This window comes from Pradoshia sp. Z5_111, assembly GCF_058267535.1.
The window spans coordinates 311,776-335,083 of the sequence record NZ_JBZCPQ010000004.1 but is presented as its reverse complement, the minus strand read 5'-3'; the positions used below and the strand labels follow the sequence as shown (position 1 = coordinate 335,083).

Here is a 23,308-nt window from a genome sequence, read left to right as displayed (position 1 = left end):
ATGTTGGAGCAAGTTTTATTTTTTACTATACTCGTATCATTCTTGATTACGGTTCTTCTCGCCCCTATTTTTATACCGTTCCTAAGACGTTTGAAATTTGGTCAGAGTATTAGAGAAGAAGGACCGAAATCCCATCAGAAAAAAACAGGTACACCTACGATGGGAGGGGTTGTATTCTTACTGTCAATCCTTGTTACAACCCTTGTAATGACTGGTAAATTTAGAGATCCGGGTACTGAAACCTATTTACTGCTATTTGTAACCATCGGTTTTGGTTTACTTGGTTTCCTGGATGATTTTATTAAAATCGTCATGAAGAGAAATCTTGGATTAACATCCAGACAAAAATTGCTTGGGCAAATAGTTATATCCTGTATCTTTTATTTCATTATGAGACAGAGCAATATGTCTACTGAAATTAGTATTCCATTGACTGATTACAGCATTGATTTTGGATGGTTTTACATCTTTATTATTATTTTCTGGTTAGTCGGTTTTTCGAATGCTGTCAATTTAACTGATGGTCTTGATGGGTTGGTATCTGGGGCTTCTGCTATCGCGTTTGGAGCATTTGCTGTATTAGCCTGGGATTTAAAAGAGTATGATATTGCTTTATTCTGTGTAGCTGTTGTCGGGGCTGTGTTGGGATTCCTGGTTTTTAATGCTCATCCTGCGAAGGTGTTTATGGGTGATACCGGATCACTTGCCTTAGGTGGAGCTATTGCGACAGTGGCGATATTGCTAAAATTAGAATTACTTCTTGTTATTATTGGCGGTGTTTTTGTTATTGAGACTTTATCCGTTATTATTCAGGTAGCTTCTTTTAAAACGACAGGTAAGCGTGTATTTAAAATGAGTCCATTACACCATCATTATGAATTAAGCGGATGGTCAGAGTGGCGTGTAGTTGTAACGTTTTGGACGGTTGGCTTGCTTTTCGCTATTTTAGGAATCTACTTAGAGGTGTGGTTATAATATGAAGCAAATAAATGATTATTTAAGAAAAAAAGTGCTTGTCCTCGGGCTGGCAAAGAGCGGGGTAAGTGCGGCTTCACTTTTGCATAAACTTGGTGCTTTTGTAACTGTAAATGATTTTAAGCCTTTGAATGAAAACCCAGAAGCTCAAGGTTTACTGGAAGAAGGTATTAAGGTCGTTTGCGGCAGCCATCCGATTGAATTATTGGATGAAGGGTTCGAGTTAATCGTAAAAAACCCGGGGATTCCATATACAAATCCGATGATACAGGAAGCACTGAAAAAGAATATAGAAATTATTACTGAAGTAGAGCTTGCTTACCGAATATCTGAGGCTCCTTTTATTGGAATAACAGGTACGAACGGAAAAACAACAACTACAACATTGATTTACGAGATGCTTGAACGCGGAGGAAAAAAGCCGCTTATAGCCGGGAATATAGGGACGGTAGCGAGCGGAGTGGCTCAGGAAGCAACGGCGGAGAATGTCATTGTTATTGAATTGTCTTCGTTTCAGTTGATGGGAATTCAAACGTTCAGACCTTATATTTCGGTCTATTTAAATCTATTTGATGCCCATTTGGATTATCATGGGACGAAAGATGAATATGCATTTGCTAAAGCACAAATAACCAAAAACCAAAAAGATACTGACTTCATCGTGTTTAATGCCAACCAGGAGCCTACTAAAAAGGCTGCAGAGGGCTCAGCTGCTATTTCAGTTCCATTTAGCACTGTATCCGTGGATGAAACAGGTGCTTACACGAAAGACGGATTTATTTGGTTCAGAGATGAAAAGATTATTGCTATAGATGAGATAGTATTGCCTGGTAAGCATAATCTCGAAAATATTTTATCCGCTGTTGCTGCTGTTAAATTATATGGTGTAGCTAATGAAGCGATTCAATATGTACTAAAAACATTCAGCGGTGTTAAACATCGTACTCAATTTGTTGCAGAAATAAATGGACGAAAATTTTATAACGATTCCAAAGCAACAAATATTCTGGCTGCATCAGCTGCTATATCATCATTTAAGAGCCCGCTGATTTTATTGGCCGGAGGCTTGGATCGAGGAAATGAATTTGATGAATTAATTCCGCTTCTCACTCATGTTAAGGCAATGATTGTTTTTGGAGAAACAGCTGAGAAATTAACGAAAACTGCACAGAAAGCAGGGATATCTATAATCAAACATGTCGATAATGTAGCTATAGCCGCCAATGAAGCATATAAACTTTCAGAAAGTGGCGATACTATTTTACTTTCACCGGCATGTGCAAGTTGGGATCAATATAAAACTTTTGAAGCCCGGGGAGACATGTTTATGGATGCCGTGCATAAGTTAAAATAGGGAGCTTGTTCGGAGAGTCAGTATTTCTCATGAAAGGCACTGCCTAAATGCAATAGAGACGATTTTGAAGTCGTCTCTTTTTGTTAGCATTTATCACGCCTGGAAATACTTCCCTAATTTAAAACGAAGAGGTGCATGGAAGTGCCTGCAAAAAAAACCACTCCTGACTTTATTTTAATCATCGCAATGTTTTCCTTGCTTTCAATAGGGCTAATCATGGTATATAGCGCCAGTGCAATATGGGCTACCTATAAATTTGATGACACCTTTTTCTTTGCAAAGAGACAATTATTATTTGCAGGTGTAGGAATTGTGGCTATGCTCGTTATTATGAATATTGATTATTGGAATTGGAGAAGATGGGCAAAGCCTTTAATCATCATTTGTTTTATTTTATTGCTGGTGGTACTCATCCCAGGAATAGGAACATTAAGAAATGGTTCGAGGAGTTGGATTGGAGTAGGGGCTTTTTCCATTCAACCTTCTGAATTTATGAAGCTGGCGATGATCGTCTTTCTTGCTAAATTTTTATCTGAAAGACAAAAGTACATAACTTCTTTTAAAAAAGGATTAGCCCCCTCTTTAGGTCTTGTCTTTTTAGCATTTGGGTTAATTATGATGCAGCCGGATCTTGGAACAGGAACTGTAATGGTAGGAACATGTATAGCGATGATTTTTATTGCAGGTGCCAGGATAAGCCACTTCGTAGGTCTTGGGATGCTTGGGGTTGCTGGCTTTGTTATACTTGTTATATCCGCACCTTACCGGATGAAGAGAATTACATCATTTCTTGACCCTTGGCAGGATCCTCTTGGAAGTGGATTTCAAATCATTCAGTCACTCTATGCTATCGGACCTGGCGGTTTGTTTGGGCTTGGTCTGGGCCAAAGCAGACAAAAGTTCTTCTATTTGCCTGAACCGCAAACAGATTTCATCTTTGCTATTCTCTCCGAAGAATTGGGTTTTATAGGTGGTTCGCTTGTTATACTATTATTCTCTCTCTTACTATGGAGAGGTATCAGAATTGCGCTTGGAGCACCTGATTTATTTGGATCCTTTTTAGCGGTTGGCATCATCATTATGATTGCTATACAGGTGATGATCAATATTGGTGTTGTGACAGGACTTATGCCAGTTACTGGGATTACATTACCGTTTTTAAGCTATGGAGGTTCTTCGTTAACCTTGATGTTAATGGCGGTTGGTGTATTGCTGAATATAAGCAGGTATTCTAATTATTAGAGTGCCATGAAGCTGATTCATTTAGCTTCTTTTTTTTTACAGATTATCATTATTTAAGTATAATGGTATTTTTAAGTAATATATATAATGAAGAACCTATGTAAACCTGGTTTAGAGTGTAGTAGAATATGGGTAAATCAAATAGTTAGAAACAATGTATGTAAAGTGAAAGGTGAATCAATCATGAAAATAGTATTAAGTGGTGGAGGTACGGGAGGACATATTTATCCTGCACTGGCCATGGCAAGAGAAATTAAGAAGTTAAATCCGGAGGCATCTTTTCTATATATAGGTACCGAAAAAGGATTAGAAAAAGACCTCGTCAGTCGAGAGGGTCTTGATTTTAAAGCGATTGAGATTACAGGATTTAAACGATCTTTAAGCTTAGAAAATGTCAAAACTATATGGCGCTTCTTAAAAGGTGTTTCAAACAGCAAAAAACTATTAAAAGAGTTTAAGCCAGATGTCGTCATCGGAACCGGCGGTTATGTATGTGGACCGGTTGTTTATGCAGCGTCCAAAATGAAAATTCCAACGATTATACATGAACAAAATAGCGTACCAGGTTTAACAAATAAATTTTTAAGTCGATATGTTAATAAAGTGGCTATAAGCTTTGAAGAGGCTCGGCAATATTTCCCGAAGGAAAAAGTAGTCTTTACAGGAAATCCGAGGGGTTCAGAGGTTGTGTCACATATTGGCTCAAATGCAATCCAGCAACTAGGGATTAAGAAAGGCATTCCTTCTGTGCTCATATTCGGAGGAAGTCGTGGAGCAAAAGCAATTAATGAAGCTGTTTTAAAAAATATTGAAGTATTAAAGGATAAACCATACCAAATTATTTATATAACTGGTGATGTTCATTATCAATCTGTAAAAGAAGAGCTCGATTTAGTAGGAACTCCGGATAATGTCATTGTAAAACCGTTTATACACAATATGCCAGAAATACTGCCTTCAGTTGATTTGGTTGTATCGCGAGCAGGAGCGACCACTTTGGCTGAATTAACAGCATTGGGAATAGCCAGTATCCTGATTCCAAGTCCATATGTAACGAATAATCATCAGGAAAAGAACGCGCAGGCTTTAGTACAAAAAGGGGCAGCAACCATGATAAAAGAAAGTGAATTAAATGGGGTCACCTTAATAAAAGCGATTGATGAAATTATGCTCGATACAGATAGGATTGAATCTATGAAGAAGTCAGCGAAGCAAATGGGTATACCTGATTCAGCTGAGCGGTTGTTGAAAATCATGCAGGATCTGCAGTAAATAAAACGAATTAAAAATCAAAAAATGTATAGAAAAATTTTTCGGGTATGGAAGATAACATGCATGGCTATCGTTTGATGACTTAGATTTATGTCATGTTCTAATCATCATTAAAGGATTTATTAGATATGCCGGCTTTACCGAATGATGGTCTGCTAAGATAAATCAGTACATGATCCCTTCCGATTCATCATAATCCAATCGTCTAAGTTTTTTAAAACGATGGGATCGGAAGCGGATTTCTAGATTCATCCTATAAAAAAAGCAGAAAAAAATAAGAGATAATATGTTATAATTTTCTCATAATTGATGTGTTGTCTATCAATTTTTGGTAAATATCTTCTTTGAAACTTGAAAAATAAAATCTTCTTCTATCGATATAATTTCGCAATATATCATGGTGAGTATTTTATTATGTATATGTAAAACGACGAGGGTATGCAGATTCTTAGTTGTTGGTTAAATGAGGTGTTTGTATTGGATAAGAATTTGGTATCTCTTGAAGATCGAATTCCTAAATTGAAACAGATGAGAAAAAAGAAAGCAAATAGGCGCCTAATCGGGCTGTTAACGATTTTCTTTTTACTTATATTCAGTATTATCTATTTGCAATCTCCATTAAGTCGAATCCAATCTATACAAGTGGAAGGCAATGCGTATTTGACAGATAAAGAAATCATTGAGCAAAGCGGTTTGGAAGTAGATGATAATATTTGGGAGATTAAAGCTAACAAAATTGAAAAAACGATCAAAAAACATCCCGAGATTGAGGATGTCAGATTAAAAAAAGGATTTCCCAACCATATAACATTAGAAGTCAGTGAGTATAAATACACCGCTTATGTACAAAAGGGAAAGGAATATTATCCGATATTATCAAATGGTAAGATATTGGACAAGAAGCTAAGCCATATTCCTGATTCGGGCCCTTTACTCGTTTCATTTAAAGAAGGGAAACCTTTGTCAATCGTTATTGATCAGCTTGAAGAAATGTCCGAGGATGTGATGAACTCAATATCAGAGATTCACCATAATCCATCTAAGACGGATAAAACGAAAGTCACTCTTTACATGAATGACGGTTTTGAAGTAACAGCGAGTGGAGAAACTCTTGCTGATAAACTGGTGCATTATGCTGCAATTGTGAGTCAATTAGAGGAAGGCAGCAAAGGGGTTATCGATCTCGAGGTTGGTTCATATTTCCATTCTTATTAGATTCATAATGAAGAATTTCGAAGAATTATAATTAGAAACATTAAAAGAATCATAGGATGTAAATTTTCAGCCAATTAGGACATACCGTATTATTTCAGTAGCTTAATTTTCTAAAATAAAACAGAATGAATTGGTCGGATGTGAGAAAATTCTTTTTTTATATGATATATGCTACAAATTTGACTTTTCTAGGCGTTCATATTGGTGTAGACTTGTAGTTAATAAGGTAATATGAAGTAACAAATTGTTTTTCTGAAATATTTCTTATCATTAAAAAACAGACATTCTTTATACATCCTGATAATTTACATGAAATAACAGGATAATAAAGGGTTTTGGCGAATAGTTGTTTTGTAGGGTTTCAAAAAGCTCAAACATAATATAGATAGCTATTGAAGGAGGTGCCAAAGGGTGCACAACAATGAAATTTATGTTAGCCTTGACATCGGTACATCCACTGTGAAAGTGATAATAGGAGAAATGGAAAATGACTCCTTGAACATAATCGGTGTGGGGAATGCAGCATCTGAAGGCTTGAAAAAAGGTCAGATTGTTGATATAGATGAAACTGTCAAATCCATTCGAAAAGCAGTTGAACAAGCTGAAAGAATGGTAGGTATGGAGATTCGTAAAGTGATTGTCGGAATCAGCGCCAATCATATTATGCTTCAGCCATGCCATGGGGTAGTCGCTGTATCCAATGACAATCGGGAGATTACAGAAGAGGATAAAACTCGTGTTAGAGAACAGGCGGAATTAGTCACAATTCCTTCTGATCGAGAAATTATTGATGTTATTCCTGTTCATTACAAAGTGGATGAAATAGATGAAATCAGCGACCCAAAAGGTATGACTGGAGTTCGCCTTGAAATGAGGGGCGTATTAATTACCGGACTAAGAACCATTTTACATAATACCCTTCGCGCTGTAGAACGTGCAGGATTAGAAATAACTGATATTGCATTGCAGCCTATGGCGGCCGGCTCACTTGTTTTATCCAAGGATGAGCGTAATCTTGGAATAGCCCTAGTTGATATAGGCGGCGGTTCTACACAGGTCGCTGTATTTGAAGATGGGGAGTTAAAAGGAGCTACAGTTATCCCGCTTGGCGGAAATAATATTACAAAAGATATCAGTATTGTGTTAAAAACACCAACAGATGTATCCGAACAAATTAAAGTTAGACATGGCCATGCATTTATTGATGATGATGCGGAAGAAGAAACATTTACAGTGCCGGTGATTGGCAGTGAAAAACAACAGACCTGCAATCAATTTATTGTATCTGATATTATGGAAGATAGATTAACAGAAATCTTTGAAATGGTAGAAGATGCTATAGTAAATATGGGTGTAACTGATTTACTTGGGGGATATGTTCTCACTGGTGGAGTAGTAAAAACCCCTGGTATACTGGATTTAGCACAAAATATCCTGCAAAATCGCGTTCGTGGAGCGGAACCAAATTACATAGGTGTCAGAGAACCTCAGTACACAACTTCTGTTGGTCTTATCACATATGCTTGTAACAAAGCCAGATCGCAAGGCTTGAAGTTAGGAGCGCATACTGTTGCTGCTACCAGAGAAACAACAGAAAAGCGTCCGGCTCAAAAACCAGCTCCAAAAGAAAAAGCACCAAAAAATCCGGAAGATAAAGTGAGTACAAAAATGAAAAAATTCTTCGGAGTATTTTTCGAATAAGGGAAACACTTTACCGAAAATAATAGGAGGACTTTCCATGCTAGAATTTGATACAAATATTGATTCGTTAGCAACGATAAAAGTAATCGGAGTAGGGGGCGGCGGAAATAACGCCGTTAACCGAATGATTGAACACGGCTTACAAGGGGTAGAATTCATTGCGGTTAACACAGATGCCCAAGCTTTGAATCTATCAAAAGCTGAAATAAAAATGCAAATAGGCGGTAAATTGACACGTGGACTTGGCGCTGGCGCCAATCCGGATGTTGGAAAAAAAGCTGCAGAAGAAAGTAAGGAACAAATTGAGCAAGCCCTTCAAGGAGCAGATATGGTATTTGTTACAGCCGGTATGGGCGGTGGTACCGGAACAGGAGCTGCTCCAGTTGTAGCTCAGATTGCCCGTGAGTTGGGTGCCCTGACGGTTGGTGTAGTGACAAGGCCATTTACATTCGAAGGCCGTAAGCGTTCCACGCAGGCTCAGGGTGGAATTGCTGCTATGAAAGAATCTGTTGATACTTTAATTGTTATTCCAAATGATCGATTATTAGAAATCGTTGATAAAAGTACACCAATGCTTGAAGCCTTCCGTGAAGCAGATAATGTTTTAAGACAAGGTGTACAAGGTATTTCTGACTTAATCGCAGTACCAGGATTAATTAACCTTGACTTTGCAGATGTGAAAACAATTATGTCCAATAAAGGATCCGCTTTAATGGGAATCGGGGTGGCATCAGGTGAAAGCCGTGCTGCAGAAGCGGCTAAAAAAGCTATCTCCAGTCCATTGCTTGAAACATCAATTGATGGTGCTCAAGGTGTGTTAATGAACATCACAGGAGGAACGAACTTAAGCTTATTCGAAGTTCAGGAAGCTGCTGATATTGTAGCATCAGCCTCCGATCAGGAAGTAAATATGATTTTTGGATCTGTTATTAATGAGAATTTAAAAGATGAAATTGTAGTAACTGTGATTGCGACTGGATTCAATGAAATTGAACAACAACGTCCAGCGGCAAGACCGAACTTTGGCCAATCACGACCTGCTCCTCAAACGAATCCGAATCCGATCAAGCGCGAAGTACCTAAGCGTGAAGAATCTTATACTTCAGAACCTAGCAGAAACAATCAAGTGAGCAGCAATACTGATGATACACTTGATATTCCTACGTTCTTAAGAAATCGTAATCGTCGTAGATAATAAAATTCATAGAGGAAGATGATGATGTAATGGTAAATTACTCGTCATCTTCTTTTTTGTTTGTATAGATATTTATTACCAGCTGGTTTGTAGAAAAAGGCTAAAGGGTTATTAGCTTGTCTTATGAATTTAGTTGGATGGTATCTATTTTCAAACATTTTAATTACAGGCCTGTTTGATTGTTTTAATTCGTTTTTCCACTTCGGTAGTTCTGCTAATTAAAGTAAATATGACCATGAAAATTTTGCAGTAAACCATCGACAAATATTGATGAAAATATAAATAAAAAACGGTTGCACTCTTTACACGAAGTGACAACCTTTTGGATTATGTCAGGTTATAATTTTTCATATGTTCTATTAAAAAAAAGTATGGGGAAACAATATGACTATTTATATTGATGCCATTTGGTTTCTCAATTGGATCTTTGATACAAGTATACTGGTCTGGACTGCAGTTTTATTAAAAAACCATATAAAATGGATTAGAATGCTGGCAGGAGGGTTAGTGGGATCTATGGTTGTTTGGCTATATATCACACCCTATTCCTATTTGGCAGATCAAATCTGGCTGAAATGCATGGTTTCTATTTTGATGGTTTTAACTGCATTTGGTTTTAGAAGTATTCGAGCATTTTTAAAAAGAGTAGTAACTTTATATGCGGTGACCTTTACCATTGGCGGGATCCTCTTAGGCAGTCACTATTTTTTTAGTTTTAAAGTGACTGAATATTTCAACGGTTTTGCAAGTGGAGCAGGAAGCTTTGGTGACCCGGTCAGTTGGATTTTTGTTATGATTGGATTTCCGTTGGCTTGGCATTTTTCAAAAAAGCATATTAACATCCTTGATCTTGCCAAATGGAATAAAGAGCAGAGGGTGACAATGGTTGTAGAAATTAATGGCGTCTCATTTGAATCAGAAGGGCTTGTTGACACAGGAAACCAATTACTCGATCCGATATCAGGTTCGCCTGTAGCAATTATTTCACTCTATGGCAGGGAAACAATGATACCTGCGCCTGTATCTAAGTTGATTGATAAAGGTATACAGAATATGAATGTCGATTTTGCTGATCTCCCTGATGAGTGGCAAGAAAAAATGAGAATTATTCCATGTAAGGTTGTTGGCAATGACAGTCAATTGTTAATTGCGTTTAAACCCGATGCCCTATCCATAAAAGCAGCGAATGAATGCCGCGAGGTTCAAAAATGTTTAATTTCTTTTACCATGCAGCAATTATCAGGAGAAGGGCTTTTCGATTCCATTGTTCATCCAAAAATGGTACCGGCCGGTGATTCAGCATCTGCCTCTTAATGTAATAATCACTATACTCATTTCAAGAAGAAAATAGACGTTAAAGGATTAGGAAAGGGGTTAAACAATTGAGAAATTTCCGCTTTAGACTATCCTATTATTGGACAAAAGTTTTAGTGAAATTAAGGCTCAAGTCAGATGAAGTATATTATATTGGCGGCAGCGAGGCTCTTCCACCGCCACTAAGTAAGGAAGAGGAAGAAATATTAATTCATAAACTGCCTGCTGGTGATGAAACAGCAAGATCTATGCTAATTGAACGAAATCTTCGTTTAGTTGTATACATAGCACGCAAATTCGAGAATACGGGTATTAACATTGAAGATTTAATCAGTATAGGCACAATCGGACTTATTAAAGCTGTGAATACCTTTAATCCAGAAAAAAAAATAAAGCTTGCGACATACGCATCAAGATGTATTGAAAATGAAATTTTAATGTATTTACGACGAAACAGTAAAACGCGTTCCGAAGTCTCATTTGATGAACCTCTGAATATTGATTGGGATGGGAATGAACTACTCTTATCAGATGTATTGGGAACCGATGATGATATCATCACAAAAAATTTAGAGACAAGTATTGATAAAAAACTTTTGGCTAAAGCACTCGAACAATTGAATGATCGTGAGAAGCAGATTATGGAACTAAGATTTGGTCTTGTTGGTGGAGAGGAAAAGACACAAAAGGATGTTGCTGATTTACTGGGGATATCGCAATCCTATATCTCCCGTCTTGAAAAGCGAATTATAAAAAGACTTAGAAAAGAATTTAATAAAATGGTTTAAGAAAGGTGTAAAAAATATTTAGTCGTATAAAAGCTTTATGAATCAGGGGATTTTCATTTAGTCACTATACGGAAATAATTTTTATATGCATATAATTCCCTCCCGCGGAGATACTTTACTTTGTACAGCAGCTCCTGCTAGGAGGGAATGGATTGACACGAAACAAAGTAGAAATATGTGGTGTGGATACATCAAAATTACCTGTTTTAAAAAATGATGAAATGCGAGAGTTGTTTAAACAGATGCAATCTGGAGAATCATCATCAGCACGGGAGAAGTTGGTTAACGGTAATCTTAGACTTGTCCTAAGTGTCATTCAGCGCTTTAATAACAGGGGTGAGTATGTTGATGACCTCTTCCAGGTTGGATGCATTGGTTTAATGAAATCGATTGACAACTTTGACTTAAGTCAGAATGTAAAATTTTCTACGTATGCTGTACCAATGATCATTGGGGAAATTCGCCGTTATTTACGGGATAATAATCCGATTAGGGTTTCCAGATCGTTGAGAGATATTGCATACAAGGCTTTACAGGTCAGAGAGAGACTGATGAGTGAAACATCGAGAGAACCGACATCTGAAGAAATTGCAAAAGCTCTTGATGTTACGTATGAAGAGGTAGTATTTGCACTAGATGCAATCCAGGACCCGGTGTCATTATTTGAACCTATCTACAATGATGGAGGCGATCCGATCTTTGTAATGGATCAGCTCAGTGATGAGAAGAGTAAAGATAGCACATGGATTAATGAGATTGCATTAAAAGATGGCATGCGCAGGTTAAATGAGCGTGAGAAAATGATCCTTAAGAAACGTTTCTTCCAAGGGAAAACGCAAATGGAAGTTGCTGAGGAAATCGGTATTTCACAGGCACAGGTATCCCGCTTGGAAAAAGCGGCTATTCGCCAAATGAATAAAAATATCTAGCTGCTGATTAATGAACTTATAATTAAATATGTATTGCCCTTAAGCTATCCTCGTTTGCAGGATAGTTTTTATTTGTATGTAGGAATATTTATAATAACGGGTGGCTCCGGTTTTGAAAAAGGGAACTAAAAAATTCCTGCAGCACTTACATCTGTTATTTAAGATTTTAGGGTTATATAGATGGCCAGATATGAAAGAATATCGAAAATGAAAATCTGTTTTATTAAACGTTCAAGATTTGATGGATAAGAGTGCCGGAGAGAGAAGTTCTTTATTGTTCTTTCCATTCATATAATGCCTGTAACTACAGATCCCGAGTGGAGGAGATAGAGCATGATTAAAATTTCTGAGTTACAAGTCAAAGATATCGTAAATACATTCGATGGAAAACGATTGGGAAATGTTGAAGATATAGAAATTAATCTAAGTACTGGGAAAATAGAAAGTATAACGGTAGCAAACAGTAAAATGCTTTCGTTTTTAAATAAAGAGGAAGACACTGTCATTCCGTGGTATAAAATTAAAATGATTGGAGAAGATGTGATTCTTGTGGAATACAAGGGATACGGAAGTTTTAATGAATAGAAGAAAATTATGCGGGATTATGATAAAATGAAAGAAAAATCGAGGGGTATTAGCTTGGAACCATTTGTTCAGTTTTCCGAATCATTTTTGTCGATAAAAGATTGGAAGGATCAGCATCCGAATTTATTGGCGGGATTTACTACGAAGAACGGAGGCATCAGCGATTTTCCGTTTCATTCGATGAATACAGCTTTTCACGTGTATGATATGGATGGAAAAGTAATAGAAAACAGGCGTATTCTGGCTGACCAGCTCCATTTTCCTGTTGAAAGATGGGTTGGGGCTGAGCAGACGCATGATGCTTCTATTGTGAAAATTGAAAAAAGTCATGCCGGGCTTGGAGCGTTAGATTATAAAACAGCATTAAAAGCAACGGATGGTTTATATACAAAAGAAAGCGGAATAGTACTGACGCTTTGCTTTGCGGATTGTGTACCCGTATATTTTATGGCGCCAAACCATCATTTGATTGGGATTGTACATGCGGGCTGGAAGGGGACGGTTGCCGGCATAGGTTCATCTATGATTGATATATGGAGACAGGCTGAAGGCGTACAGCCTGCAGAGATATATGCTGCAATAGGGCCATCTATTTGCCAAAACTGTTATACGGTCGACAAAAAAGTAATTAACTATTTAGAGGTTATACTAGAAGAACAGACAAAAACCGCTTATAATCAAATTACGGAGAATCAATATCAGCTTGATTTAAAGCTGGCGAATGCTTTAATTCTTCAGAAAGCCGGTATTTTACCAGAGAATATTATGACAACTGATTTTTGTACAAGTTGTGATGATTCTTACTTTTTTTCTCACCGACGTGATGAGGGGAAAACTGGTCGAATGTTGGGGTTAATCGGCTGGAAGGAGGAATAGAACTTTGAAAGTGTCAGAAAACCTGCAGATCATTCATGAAAAAATAGAGAGTGCTGCAAAACGTGCAGGTCGTAATCCACAAGATATACAAATAATTGCTGTTACAAAATATGTTTCAACAAAACGCGCTCTAGAAGCCTATAAAGCTGGAATTACAAACCTTGGCGAAAACCGCCCGGAAGGATTAATTGCCAAGCAAGAGGGTATAAAAGAACGACCAGTATGGCATTTTATCGGTTCGCTTCAAACGAGAAAGGTAAAATCGATCATAAATCGTGTGGACGTTCTTCATTCCCTGGATCGCTTATCATTGGCTGAAGAAATAGAAAAGAGAGCCACCCGCCCGATTGACTGTTTTGTTCAGATAAATGTAAGCGGAGAAGATACTAAACATGGGATACAGCCTCAGGTTGCAATTGAGTTTGTACAACATCTTGCTGAATTTAAAAAAATTAGGGTAATGGGACTTATGACGATGGCTCCTTTCACAGATGATGAAGAAGAAATACGTACTTGTTTCCGTAAACTCAAAGAATTGCAAGTAGTGATACAAAATATGAAGTTGCCCAATGCCCCATGCACAGAACTCTCAATGGGTATGTCAAATGACTATGAAATTGCCATTGAAGAAGGTGCAACCATGGTTAGAATTGGAACTGCCTTGGTAGGGAATGAATAAAAGAGAGGTGTAGATAATGTCTATCGTATCAAAAATGAAAACGTTCTTTGCACTCGAGGATGAAGAATATGAGTATGAGGAACAATATGTTGAAGAAGAAAAAGTTCCGGCAAAAGTGAATAAACATGATCAGCAGCAAAAACAACAAAATATAGTGAGTCTTCAAAGCATACAGAAATCTTCTAAATTAGTATTGCTGGAACCAAGAGCGTATGCAGATGCTCAGGAGATTGCCGACCATTTAAAAAACCGCCGTGGAGTTGTTGTGAATTTACAAAGGATTTCACCAGACCAGGCTAGAAGAATTGTTGACTTTTTAAGTGGGACAGTCTATGCAATCGGTGGGGATATTCAGCGTATCGGGTCAAATATATTCTTATGTACTCCTGATAATGTTGATGTTTCAGGTTCCATCTCTGGATATGCTCAAGAAGATGAACTGGAGGATATAAGGTGGTAAGTAAATAATGGATATCGTTTTTTATATACTTTATAAAGCAGTAGATATATATTCCTGGGCCTTGATTATTTACATATTAATGTCGTGGTTTCCAAATGCAAGGGATACAGGAATTGGAATGTTTTTGGCACGCATATGTGAGCCGTTTTTGGAACCGTTCAGGAGAATTGTACCTTCACTCGGCATGATTGATATTTCTCCAATTATAGCAATCCTTGTGTTAAATATGGCACGAGTAGGAATCTCCGCATTAGCAGGCGCTTTTTAAGAAGAATGTTAGCTCCCTTTCTAAACAGGGAGCTTTTATATTTTAGCTGGAGGATGTAAATGGATATTTATCAGCATTTTCGTCAGGAAGAAAGAGAATTTATCGATCAGGTGCTTGGATGGATTGATCAAGTCAAGGAGCAATACGCCCCTAAATTGACAGATTTTCTTGACCCCAGAGAATCAGAGATTGTAAGGATGCTAATTGGTACAAATGGAGATGTTCTTGTTTCCTTTTTTGGAGGAAGCGAAGCAGCCGAGCGACAAAGAGCATTCCTCTATCCGGATTATTATGAACCGCAATTCGAGGATTACGAACTGACTATTTATGAATTGTTTTATTCTACAAAATTTACGACACTGAAACACAGGCAGATTCTAGGCACGTTAATGTCTGTTGGCTTAAAGAGAGAAAAATTTGGTGATATTTGGATCGAAGGGGAGCGAGTACAATTCGTTGTCGCAAAAGATGTAGCATCCTATCTGGAAATGAATATATCTAAAATGGGCAATGCGGGGGTAAAGTTTCAGGAAATCTCTGCTGATCAAGTCATGACGGTTACTGAGCAATGGAAGGAATGCCAAGTGACGGTTTCCTCCATGAGAATTGATACGATATTGTCGGCTATTGCTAATATTTCGAGGCAAAAGAGCCAAACACTCGTACAGCAGGGGCGTGTTAAGGTAAACTGGAAACAAGTCGATAATCCATCATATGAAATCAGAGAAAGTGATGTGTTATCCACTCGTGGGATAGGAAGAATGAAGATATTTTCCATTGAAGGAAAAACAAAGAAAGATAAATGGAAAATAAAGTGTGGAATACAAAAATAATCAGGAATTTAGAAGGAATATCACCATTACTGTCGAAAGCATAGTATAATAATTAAGAGAAGAATCAGTATTCGGAGGTGCAGTCTATGCCATTATCACCGCTAGACATACATAACAAGGAATTCGGCAGAGGATTCCGCGGTTACGATGAAGATGAAGTAAATGAGTTTCTTGACCAAATAATTAAAGATTACGAGTTGGTCCTTCGAGATAAGAAAGATCTTGAAGCTAAAGTGGAAGAGTTGGAACAACGCCTTGAGCATTTCTCCAGCATTGAGGAAACGTTGAATAAATCAATCGTCATTGCTCAGGAAGCCGGAGAAGATGTCAAACGTAATTCTCAAAAAGAGGCTAAATTGATTATGAAGGAAGCGGAAAAAAATGCTGACCGAATTGTCAATGAGGCTTTATCTAAAGCACGAAAAATTGCTATTGAAATTGAAGATCTTAAAAAGCAATCTAAAGTATTCAGAATGCGTTTTAAAATGCTAGTTGAAGCCCAGCTTGATTTATTAAATAGTGAAGACTGGGATAAACTTCTTAAATATGACGTGGATGCCACTGAATTTGATATCGACCTGAATGAAGAAGAAATGTAAGGTCTTGACTTTATCATAAGTTATTGAATATAATATCTTAACAAATCTAATCAAAAAATGATAAAACGAAGACGGGAACAGTACATCAGATCATACTTTTTGTAGCGAGCCGGGGAAGGTGGGAGTCCGGTAAAAGAATCTGGTTGGAAGATCATCCCTGAGTCTGCTTTTGAACCCAGTATACTGGCAGTAAATAGCGGCGAGTCATTCACGTTACGAATACCAAGAGGAATATTGTCAGGCAATATTCTAAAAGGGTGGTACCGCGGAAATATAGCCTTTTCGTCCCTTTACCGGGATGAAGAGGCTTTTTTGTATTTATTTATGAAAATCGTTTAACGGAAGTTTAAGGAGTGAATGGAATGGAATTTAAAGACACATTATTGATGCCTAAAACAGAATTTCCAATGCGTGGTAATTTACCAAAAAGAGAACCGGAAGTTCAAGCAGGTTGGGAAGAAAAAGATATTTACAAATTAGTACAGGAGCGCACAAAGGACCTTCCTAAATTTGTGCTGCATGACGGACCTCCTTATGCGAACGGAAACATCCATATCGGGCATGCGATGAACAAAATCTTAAAGGATTTTATTGTTCGTTTTAAATCTATGAATGGTTATAATGCGCCATATGTACCAGGTTGGGATACGCATGGTTTACCAATTGAAACAGCTCTAACAAAAAACAAAAAAGTAAATCGTAAGGAAATGACAATCGCTGAATTCCGTAAACTTTGTGAGGAATATGCTTATACACAAATTGATCAACAGCGTACTCAATTTAAACGTTTAGGCGTAAGAGGGGACTGGGAAAATCCTTACATCACACTGAAACCTGAATATGAAGCTGAGCAAATCAAAGTTTTCGGTGATATGGCGAAAAAAGGCTATATCTATAAAGGATTAAAACCGGTTTATTGGTCTCCTTCCAGTGAATCTGCACTGGCTGAAGCGGAAATCGAATACCACGACAAAAAATCAGCATCTATCTTTGTTGCATTTGATGTGAAGGATGGCAAAGGAGCAGTGGAAGAGGGAGCAAAGTTCATTATTTGGACAACGACACCTTGGACCATTCCAGCTAACCTAGGAATTGCTGTTCACCCACGCCTTGATTATGTACTTGTGAATGTGGACGGTACAAAATATATTGTGGCTGAAACATTATTGCCTTCCGTTAAAGAAACACTTGGATGGGAGAATGCTGAGGTTGAGAAGACTGTTAAGGGTGCTGAACTGGAATATGTAGTCGCTAAACATCCATTGTATGATCGTGACTCACTGGTTATTTTAGGAGAGCATGTAACAACTGATGCAGGTACAGGCTGTGTTCATACTGCTCCAGGACATGGGGAGGATGACTTTATCGTAGGTCAAAAATATAATCTTGGTGTACTCTGCCCAGTGGATGGAAAAGGTCATATGACTTCTGATGCTCCTGGATTTGAAGGATTATTCTATGATAAAGCAAACAAAGAAATCACAGATAAACTTGAAGAAGTCGGAGCTCTGTTAAAACTTGATTTCATAACACACTCTTATCCACATGATTGGAGAACGAAAAAGCCAACAATCTTCCGTGCGACTGACCAATGGTTTGCTTCTGTTGATAATATCCGTGAAGATTTATTGCAGCAGATCAAAGAAACTAAATGGGTACCTGCATGGGGTGAAACGAGATTATTTAACATGATTCGTGATCGTGGAGACTGGTGTATTTCCCGTCAGCGTGCATGGGGCGTACCGATTCCGGTGTTTTATGCAGAGAATGGGGAAGCAATCATTACGGATGAAACGATTAAGCATGTATCCGATTTATTCCGACAATACGGTTCCACTGTTTGGTTTGAGAAAGATGCAAAAGATCTTCTCCCAGAAGGCTTTACACATGAAGGCAGCCCGAATGGCTTATTTACGAAAGAAACAGATATTATGGACGTATGGTTTGACTCTGGTTCCTCCCATCAATCAGTTCTTGAAGCAAGAGAAGATTTGAGAAGACCAGCTGACCTTTACCTTGAGGGTTCAGACCAGTATCGCGGATGGTTTAATTCCTCTTTAATCACGTCTGTTGCTGTTACTGGTAAAGCTCCTTACAAGGAGGTATTGAGCCACGGATTTACACTGGATGGTGAAGGGCGCAAAATGAGTAAATCCCTTGGCAATACAATCGATCCATTAAAAGTTATTAATCAAATGGGTGCAGATATTCTGCGTCTTTGGGTAGCGAGTGTCGATTATCAGGCTGATGTACGTGTTTCTGATAATATCCTGAAACAAGTATCCGAAGTATATCGTAAAATTCGTAACACATTCAGATTCCTGCTTGGAAACCTGAGCGGATTTAGCGCAGAGCGTGATGCTGTTTCTTACGAGAATCTTCGTGAAGTGGACCAGTATATGCTCATTAAGTTAAATGATTTGGTTGATCAGGTAAAACAATCCTATGACAATTATGAATTTGCTGATATCTATAATGGTATTAATAATTTCTGTACACAGGATTTAAGTTCCTTCTATCTGGATTATGCAAAGGATATTCTATACTGCGATGCGGAAAACAGTGATAGCCGCCGTGCAATTCAAACTGTATTGCATGAATGCTTATTGAAACTGGTTAAATTGATTGCGCCTATTCTGCCGCATACAGCTGATGAAGTATGGACTTTTATCGATGATGCTGATGCAGAGAGCGTACAATTGACAGATATGCCGTCCGTTGAAAAGTATTCAAATAGTGAAGCTGTTAAAGCGAAATGGGATCTGTTCATGACTTTACGAGATGATGTCCTTAAAGCGCTTGAAGAAGCAAGGAATGCAAAAGTGATTGGTAAATCATTAAATGCGAAAGTAGCATTGTATGTAAGTGAAGAAACAAAAGATTTGCTTGAAAGCATTGAAGAAAGCCTTGAACAATTATTTATCGTTTCTTCAGTGGAAGTTGCCGGATACATTTACGATGCACCGGAAGAAGCAATTAAGTTAGAGCATGCGGCAATTTTAGTCACAAAAGCAGATGGAGAAACTTGTGAACGTTGCTGGAATATCAGTGAAGAGGTTGGTACAATTGAAAAACACCCAACTTTATGTGAACGCTGCTCCACAGTGGTAGTTAACGAATATCCAGAACTCGGATAATCGTGTATTTTAAGATGATAGAGAGCCGATTCCCTGAGTGCTTATGCAATCAGTGAAAAGTGAGGCACTCTCTCATTTGAAGAGCTTTTATGTGTGGGCAGTAGAGGTGATAGACCGACCTGCTCCAAAATACTGGGATGCTATTCCTTCTATAGGCCCTTTCATCTATTCGAAAGGGCCTGTATTTTTGTTAAAGTTTTAAAACATTTGTTAGATAGATATGCTACAATTTGTTAGGCAGTATGTACATTTTAAGCAGGCAGGGGGCAAGCTTATGTTATATATGTATTATTTGATTGCGTTGCTCATTATCATGATTGACCAATTTACGAAATGGTTGGTCGTTAAGTATATGACCTTAGGGGAAAGTATACCAATCATTGAAAACTTTCTATACATTACCTCTCACAGAAACCGAGGGGCAGCCTGGGGAATTCTTCAGGGACAAATGTGGTTTTTTTATATCGTAACAACCGTGGTTATTATTGGAATTGTCTTTTACATAAGAAAATTCAGTACCGATAAGTTGACGGGGATATCCCTTGGACTTATTCTTGGAGGAGCGATTGGTAATTTTATTGATCGGATTTTCCGCAATGAAGTAGTTGATTTTGTGCATACGTATATATTCTCATACAGTTTTCCTGTCTTTAATGTGGCAGATTCTGCTCTTTGTGTAGGAGTTGGATTATTGGTGATTGCTATGTTTTTGGAGGAAAAAAGAGCTAAGGAGCTAAAGAATGGATAGTCAAAGACTGATAGTAACAGAAGAACATAAAGGTGAAAGGCTTGATAAGGTCCTTTCCGTTTTAAATGAAGAATGGTCACGTTCTCAAGTCCAGCAGTGGATAAAAGAAGGAAATATTCTGGTTAATGAAAAGCAGGTAAAGGCAAATTATAAATGTCAGCTTGGTGACTCTATTGAAATCACACCATCAGAGCCAGAGGAACTAGATGTTGTAGCTGAGAACATACCTCTTGATATTTATTATGAGGATGCGGATGTCATTGTTGTGAATAAACCTAAAGGAATGGTTGTGCATCCGGCAGCAGGACATGGATCAGGTACACTTGTAAATGCTTTAATGTACCATTGCAAGGATTTATCAGGAATCAATGGTGTGATGCGTCCAGGTATCGTTCACCGTATCGACAAGGATACTTCAGGATTGCTCATGGTCGCTAAAAATGATTATGCACATGAGAGACTTGTAAAGCAATTAACTGAAAAAACAGTTACCCGGAAGTATAAGGCACTTGTCCACGGTATCATTCCGCATGATGCAGGAACGGTAGATGCGCCGATAGGCCGTGATAAACGAGACCGTCAAAGCATGACAGTAACGGACGATAATTCAAGGCATGCAGTTACACATTTTCATGTACTGGAAAGATTTAAGGACTTTACATTTATTGAATGTCAGCTTGAAACAGGACGTACACATCAAATTCGTGTCCATATGAAATATATTGGTTATCCTCTTGCCGGTGATCCTAAGTATGGACCAAGAAAAACTCCTGATTTAAATGGACAGGCTTTACATGCAGCAGTTCTGGGATTTATCCACCCAAGAACAGAGGAATATTTGGAATTTGAAGCGCCATTGCCAGCATATTTTGTCGATTATTTGGAAACTTTAAGAATTGACTGTTGACAAGGATAACAATCCTAAAGTAATATAGATACAACTGAATAGGGTCCTTTAAATACAGTCCCGTGAGGCTGAAAAGGTACGTGAAAACTAATGGAAGAAGTATGTCTTTTTTCTATGGTTTATTATATCCTTTTGCCCACGCGGCAAAAGGATTTTTTCATTTTTAGGAAAGGGTCGATGATATGTTAGAGAAAGCAACATTGCTTGATGAAAAAGCAATCTCAAGAGCGTTAACAAGGATTTCTCATGAAATTATCGAGAAAAATAAGGGTATTAGTGATTGTGTGTTGATCGGTATTCGTACCCGTGGTATATTTCTAGCCAAACGTCTGGGACAAAGAATTCATGAAATTGAAGGAGCGGAAATTCCTGTTGGTGAACTGGATATTACCTTGTACCGGGATGATTTAAGCACAAAGACAAAAAGTGGGGATCCACAGGTAAATGGATCAGATATACCATTTAGCTTGAAAGATAAAAAAGTCATTCTGGTTGATGATGTTTTATATACCGGAAGAACAGTGAGAGCGGCTCTGGATGCCCTTATAGATATCGGCAGACCGGCTCAAATCCAATTAGCTGTCCTGATCGACAGAGGGCACAGAGAGCTTCCAATCCGAGCTGATTATGTAGGCAAGAATATACCTACTGCAAAAAATGAAAAGATTGTCGTCAAATTAAAAGAAATGGATGACGGTGAACAAGTCTCCATTTTTGAATAAATAAACCTTTTTAATTCAGTCCTGTGAGGCTGAAAAGGGGAGCAAGTGATATTTGCTTATGCAAATAATCATCTCCCATCGAAACCAATTCTTTCATCAGGGAGGCAATAATTATGACTTCTACAGAATTAGCAAACAATCCTCATATAAGGTACGATGTCAATGAAAAACCAACTCCGAAGCAATGGTTTATATTAAGCCTGCAGCATTTATTTGCGATGTTTGGTTCAACCATTCTTGTGCCGATTCTAACAGGCCTTGATCCGGGAATTGCCCTATTGACAAGCGGTATTGGTACACTGGTTTACATCCTGATCACCAAAGGGCAAATACCAGCCTATCTCGGTTCATCCTTTGCCTTTATCTATCCGATTACTTTACTAAATGAAAGCAGTGGTGTTGGCTCTGCTTTAGTAGGCGGCTTTTTGATTGGACTTGTTTATGCACTCGTTGCTTTATTAGTTAAAAAACTAGGCACTAAAACAATCCTAAATTTTTTACCGCCTGTAGTAGTTGGTCCTGTCATTATGGTAATTGGTCTTGGTCTTGCCTCAACAGCAGTCAATATGGCCATGTATGAAAATCCGAATGCAGAAGTGCTTGTTTACAGCACAAAACATATTACGGTTGCCTTAATTACACTTGCCATCACGATCACATGCAGTGTAGTCTTAAAAAACTTTTTTTCACTGATTCCAGTATTAATCGGTATTATTGGTGGATATGTTACAGCCCTCTTCTTTGGAATTGTAGATTTCACTCCGGTAAAAGAAGCAGCCTGGTTCCAGCTTCCAAACTTCACGATGCCATTTGTTGATTATACGCCAACGTTAAGCTGGGAGATTATTCTGGTTATGATTCCGATTGCCATCGTCCCTATATCAGAACATATAGGTGATCAATTGGTTATTAGTAAAATCGCAGGACGTAATTTTGTTGAGAAACCAGGATTGCATCGCTCATTGTTAGGAGATGGAGTATCCATTATGATTGCCTCTTGTCTTGGTGGTCCTCCGAATACAACCTATGGAGAAAATATAGGTGTTATGGCTCTTACACGGGTATTCAGTGTGTATGTTATAGGCGGAGCGGCAGTCTTTGCAATCCTGTTCGGATTTATTGGAAAAATTTCAGCCCTTATTCAATCCATTCCATCAGCTGTGATGGGTGGGGTATCCATTCTTCTGTTCGGTATCATAGCATCAAGTGGTTTACGGATGTTGATCGACAGCAAAATCGATTTATCTAAAAATAGAAACTTAGTCATATCCTCTGTCATTTTAATCATTGGTGTAGGTGGTGCAATGCTCAAAATCACCGATCATGCCTCCATTTCAGGAATGGCATTAGCCGCCATTGTAGGTGTCATCTTAAATCTTGTACTTCCCGGTAAGGAAACCAGCGAAAGTCAGGGTTGATAGTAGATCCAACAAGTAAAATACAGGGATTAGGTTAAGTACGACAATTCCAGTATGCGATATTGGGATGAATCGACTAAATAAACTAAAA

The 23,308-nt window shown here is 38.0% G+C and carries 22 protein-coding genes and 1 other annotated feature; all 22 genes read left to right on the top strand.

What is annotated here, in order from left to right; all coding sequences use genetic code 11:
• The 22 genes from mraY (at position 1) to uraA (ending at position 23,217) form a co-directional block, all read left to right on the top strand.
• Complete coding sequence (gene mraY / locus AC4D4A_RS11135; RefSeq protein ID WP_490995961.1) at positions 1-975, top strand: phospho-N-acetylmuramoyl-pentapeptide-transferase; 975 nt, start codon at positions 1-3, stop codon at positions 973-975.
• A 1-nt stretch (position 976) separates the two neighbouring features.
• On the top strand, positions 977-2,329 hold the full coding sequence (gene murD, locus AC4D4A_RS11130; protein ID WP_490995960.1) for a UDP-N-acetylmuramoyl-L-alanine--D-glutamate ligase: 1,353 nt from the start codon (positions 977-979) through the stop codon (positions 2,327-2,329).
• A gap of 141 nt (positions 2,330-2,470) precedes the next feature.
• Positions 2,471-3,571, top strand: a complete 1,101-nt coding sequence (gene spoVE, locus AC4D4A_RS11125) for a stage V sporulation protein E (RefSeq protein WP_490995959.1) — start codon at positions 2,471-2,473, stop codon at positions 3,569-3,571.
• Positions 3,572-3,754: 183 nt separating this feature from the next.
• Positions 3,755-4,843, top strand: a complete 1,089-nt coding sequence (gene murG, locus AC4D4A_RS11120; RefSeq protein ID WP_490995958.1) for an undecaprenyldiphospho-muramoylpentapeptide beta-N-acetylglucosaminyltransferase — start codon at positions 3,755-3,757, stop codon at positions 4,841-4,843.
• Positions 4,844-5,311: 468 nt separating this feature from the next.
• Complete coding sequence (locus AC4D4A_RS11115; protein WP_490995957.1) at positions 5,312-6,058, top strand: cell division protein FtsQ/DivIB; 747 nt, start codon at positions 5,312-5,314, stop codon at positions 6,056-6,058.
• Between the two features lie 411 nt (positions 6,059-6,469).
• A complete protein-coding gene (gene ftsA / locus AC4D4A_RS11110; protein WP_139891296.1) occupies positions 6,470-7,759 on the top strand; it encodes a cell division protein FtsA in 1,290 nt (429 codons plus the stop codon).
• Between the two features lie 37 nt (positions 7,760-7,796).
• Complete coding sequence (gene ftsZ / locus AC4D4A_RS11105) at positions 7,797-8,954, top strand: cell division protein FtsZ (protein WP_490995956.1); 1,158 nt, start codon at positions 7,797-7,799, stop codon at positions 8,952-8,954.
• Positions 8,955-9,338: 384 nt separating this feature from the next.
• A complete protein-coding gene (gene spoIIGA, locus AC4D4A_RS11100; protein ID WP_490995955.1) occupies positions 9,339-10,268 on the top strand; it encodes a sigma-E processing peptidase SpoIIGA in 930 nt (309 codons plus the stop codon).
• A gap of 68 nt (positions 10,269-10,336) precedes the next feature.
• Positions 10,337-11,056 (top strand): RNA polymerase sporulation sigma factor SigE, encoded by a 720-nt coding sequence (sigE, locus tag AC4D4A_RS11095; RefSeq protein ID WP_490995954.1) that lies wholly within the window; start codon positions 10,337-10,339, stop codon positions 11,054-11,056.
• A gap of 152 nt (positions 11,057-11,208) precedes the next feature.
• Positions 11,209-11,985, top strand: a complete 777-nt coding sequence (gene sigG, locus AC4D4A_RS11090; protein WP_066100680.1) for an RNA polymerase sporulation sigma factor SigG — start codon at positions 11,209-11,211, stop codon at positions 11,983-11,985.
• Between the two features lie 333 nt (positions 11,986-12,318).
• Complete coding sequence (locus tag AC4D4A_RS11085; protein ID WP_066100677.1) at positions 12,319-12,570, top strand: YlmC/YmxH family sporulation protein; 252 nt, start codon at positions 12,319-12,321, stop codon at positions 12,568-12,570.
• 27 nt (positions 12,571-12,597) lie between these two features.
• Positions 12,598-13,446, top strand: a complete 849-nt coding sequence (gene pgeF, locus AC4D4A_RS11080; protein WP_490995953.1) for a peptidoglycan editing factor PgeF — start codon at positions 12,598-12,600, stop codon at positions 13,444-13,446.
• Positions 13,447-13,450: 4 nt separating this feature from the next.
• Positions 13,451-14,125 (top strand): YggS family pyridoxal phosphate-dependent enzyme, encoded by a 675-nt coding sequence (locus AC4D4A_RS11075; protein ID WP_490995952.1) that lies wholly within the window; start codon positions 13,451-13,453, stop codon positions 14,123-14,125.
• 16 nt (positions 14,126-14,141) lie between these two features.
• Positions 14,142-14,585 carry a cell division protein SepF gene (locus AC4D4A_RS11070; RefSeq protein WP_066100673.1) on the top strand — a complete coding sequence of 148 codons (444 nt, stop codon included), beginning with the start codon at positions 14,142-14,144 and terminating at the stop codon, positions 14,583-14,585.
• 7 nt (positions 14,586-14,592) lie between these two features.
• Complete coding sequence (locus AC4D4A_RS11065; protein WP_490995951.1) at positions 14,593-14,853, top strand: YggT family protein; 261 nt, start codon at positions 14,593-14,595, stop codon at positions 14,851-14,853.
• Between the two features lie 59 nt (positions 14,854-14,912).
• Positions 14,913-15,686 (top strand): YlmH family RNA-binding protein, encoded by a 774-nt coding sequence (locus AC4D4A_RS11060; protein WP_490995950.1) that lies wholly within the window; start codon positions 14,913-14,915, stop codon positions 15,684-15,686.
• An 86-nt stretch (positions 15,687-15,772) separates the two neighbouring features.
• Entirely contained in the window at positions 15,773-16,285 is a 513-nt protein-coding gene (locus AC4D4A_RS11055; RefSeq protein WP_139891289.1) for a DivIVA domain-containing protein, read from the top strand.
• A 59-nt stretch (positions 16,286-16,344) separates the two neighbouring features.
• Positions 16,345-16,578 (top strand) — a binding site (T-box leader).
• 69 nt (positions 16,579-16,647) lie between these two features.
• A complete protein-coding gene (gene ileS, locus AC4D4A_RS11050; RefSeq protein ID WP_490995949.1) occupies positions 16,648-19,422 on the top strand; it encodes an isoleucine--tRNA ligase in 2,775 nt (924 codons plus the stop codon).
• Positions 19,423-19,696: 274 nt separating this feature from the next.
• Positions 19,697-20,170 carry a signal peptidase II gene (lspA, locus tag AC4D4A_RS11045; protein ID WP_490995948.1) on the top strand — a complete coding sequence of 158 codons (474 nt, stop codon included), beginning with the start codon at positions 19,697-19,699 and terminating at the stop codon, positions 20,168-20,170.
• Positions 20,163-21,077, top strand: a complete 915-nt coding sequence (locus AC4D4A_RS11040) for an RluA family pseudouridine synthase (RefSeq protein ID WP_490995947.1) — start codon at positions 20,163-20,165, stop codon at positions 21,075-21,077. The genes lspA and AC4D4A_RS11040 overlap by 8 nt, the downstream gene beginning before the upstream one ends.
• A 182-nt stretch (positions 21,078-21,259) precedes the next feature.
• Positions 21,260-21,799, top strand: a complete 540-nt coding sequence (gene pyrR, locus AC4D4A_RS11035; protein WP_140461240.1) for a bifunctional pyr operon transcriptional regulator/uracil phosphoribosyltransferase PyrR — start codon at positions 21,260-21,262, stop codon at positions 21,797-21,799.
• A gap of 113 nt (positions 21,800-21,912) precedes the next feature.
• Positions 21,913-23,217: a uracil permease gene (gene uraA, locus AC4D4A_RS11030; RefSeq protein ID WP_490995946.1), complete on the top strand. Its 1,305-nt coding sequence runs from the start codon at positions 21,913-21,915 to the stop codon at positions 23,215-23,217.
• Positions 23,218-23,308: the final 91 nt, after the last annotated feature.

Coding starts and splice junctions, on each gene's coding strand:
- mraY (WP_490995961.1), top strand. CDS start 1: ATGTTGGAGCAAGTTTTATTTTTTACTATACTCGTATCATTCTTGATT.
- murD (WP_490995960.1), top strand. CDS start 977: ATGAAGCAAATAAATGATTATTTAAGAAAAAAAGTGCTTGTCCTCGGG.
- murG (WP_490995958.1), top strand. CDS start 3,755: ATGAAAATAGTATTAAGTGGTGGAGGTACGGGAGGACATATTTATCCT.
- ftsZ (WP_490995956.1), top strand. CDS start 7,797: ATGCTAGAATTTGATACAAATATTGATTCGTTAGCAACGATAAAAGTA.
- spoIIGA (WP_490995955.1), top strand. CDS start 9,339: ATGACTATTTATATTGATGCCATTTGGTTTCTCAATTGGATCTTTGAT.
- AC4D4A_RS11085 (WP_066100677.1), top strand. CDS start 12,319: ATGATTAAAATTTCTGAGTTACAAGTCAAAGATATCGTAAATACATTC.
- pgeF (WP_490995953.1), top strand. CDS start 12,598: ATGAAAGAAAAATCGAGGGGTATTAGCTTGGAACCATTTGTTCAGTTT.
- AC4D4A_RS11070 (WP_066100673.1), top strand. CDS start 14,142: ATGTCTATCGTATCAAAAATGAAAACGTTCTTTGCACTCGAGGATGAA.
- AC4D4A_RS11065 (WP_490995951.1), top strand. CDS start 14,593: ATGGATATCGTTTTTTATATACTTTATAAAGCAGTAGATATATATTCC.
- AC4D4A_RS11060 (WP_490995950.1), top strand. CDS start 14,913: ATGGATATTTATCAGCATTTTCGTCAGGAAGAAAGAGAATTTATCGAT.
- AC4D4A_RS11055 (WP_139891289.1), top strand. CDS start 15,773: ATGCCATTATCACCGCTAGACATACATAACAAGGAATTCGGCAGAGGA.
- ileS (WP_490995949.1), top strand. CDS start 16,648: ATGGAATTTAAAGACACATTATTGATGCCTAAAACAGAATTTCCAATG.
- lspA (WP_490995948.1), top strand. CDS start 19,697: ATGTTATATATGTATTATTTGATTGCGTTGCTCATTATCATGATTGAC.
- AC4D4A_RS11040 (WP_490995947.1), top strand. CDS start 20,163: ATGGATAGTCAAAGACTGATAGTAACAGAAGAACATAAAGGTGAAAGG.
- pyrR (WP_140461240.1), top strand. CDS start 21,260: ATGTTAGAGAAAGCAACATTGCTTGATGAAAAAGCAATCTCAAGAGCG.
- uraA (WP_490995946.1), top strand. CDS start 21,913: ATGACTTCTACAGAATTAGCAAACAATCCTCATATAAGGTACGATGTC.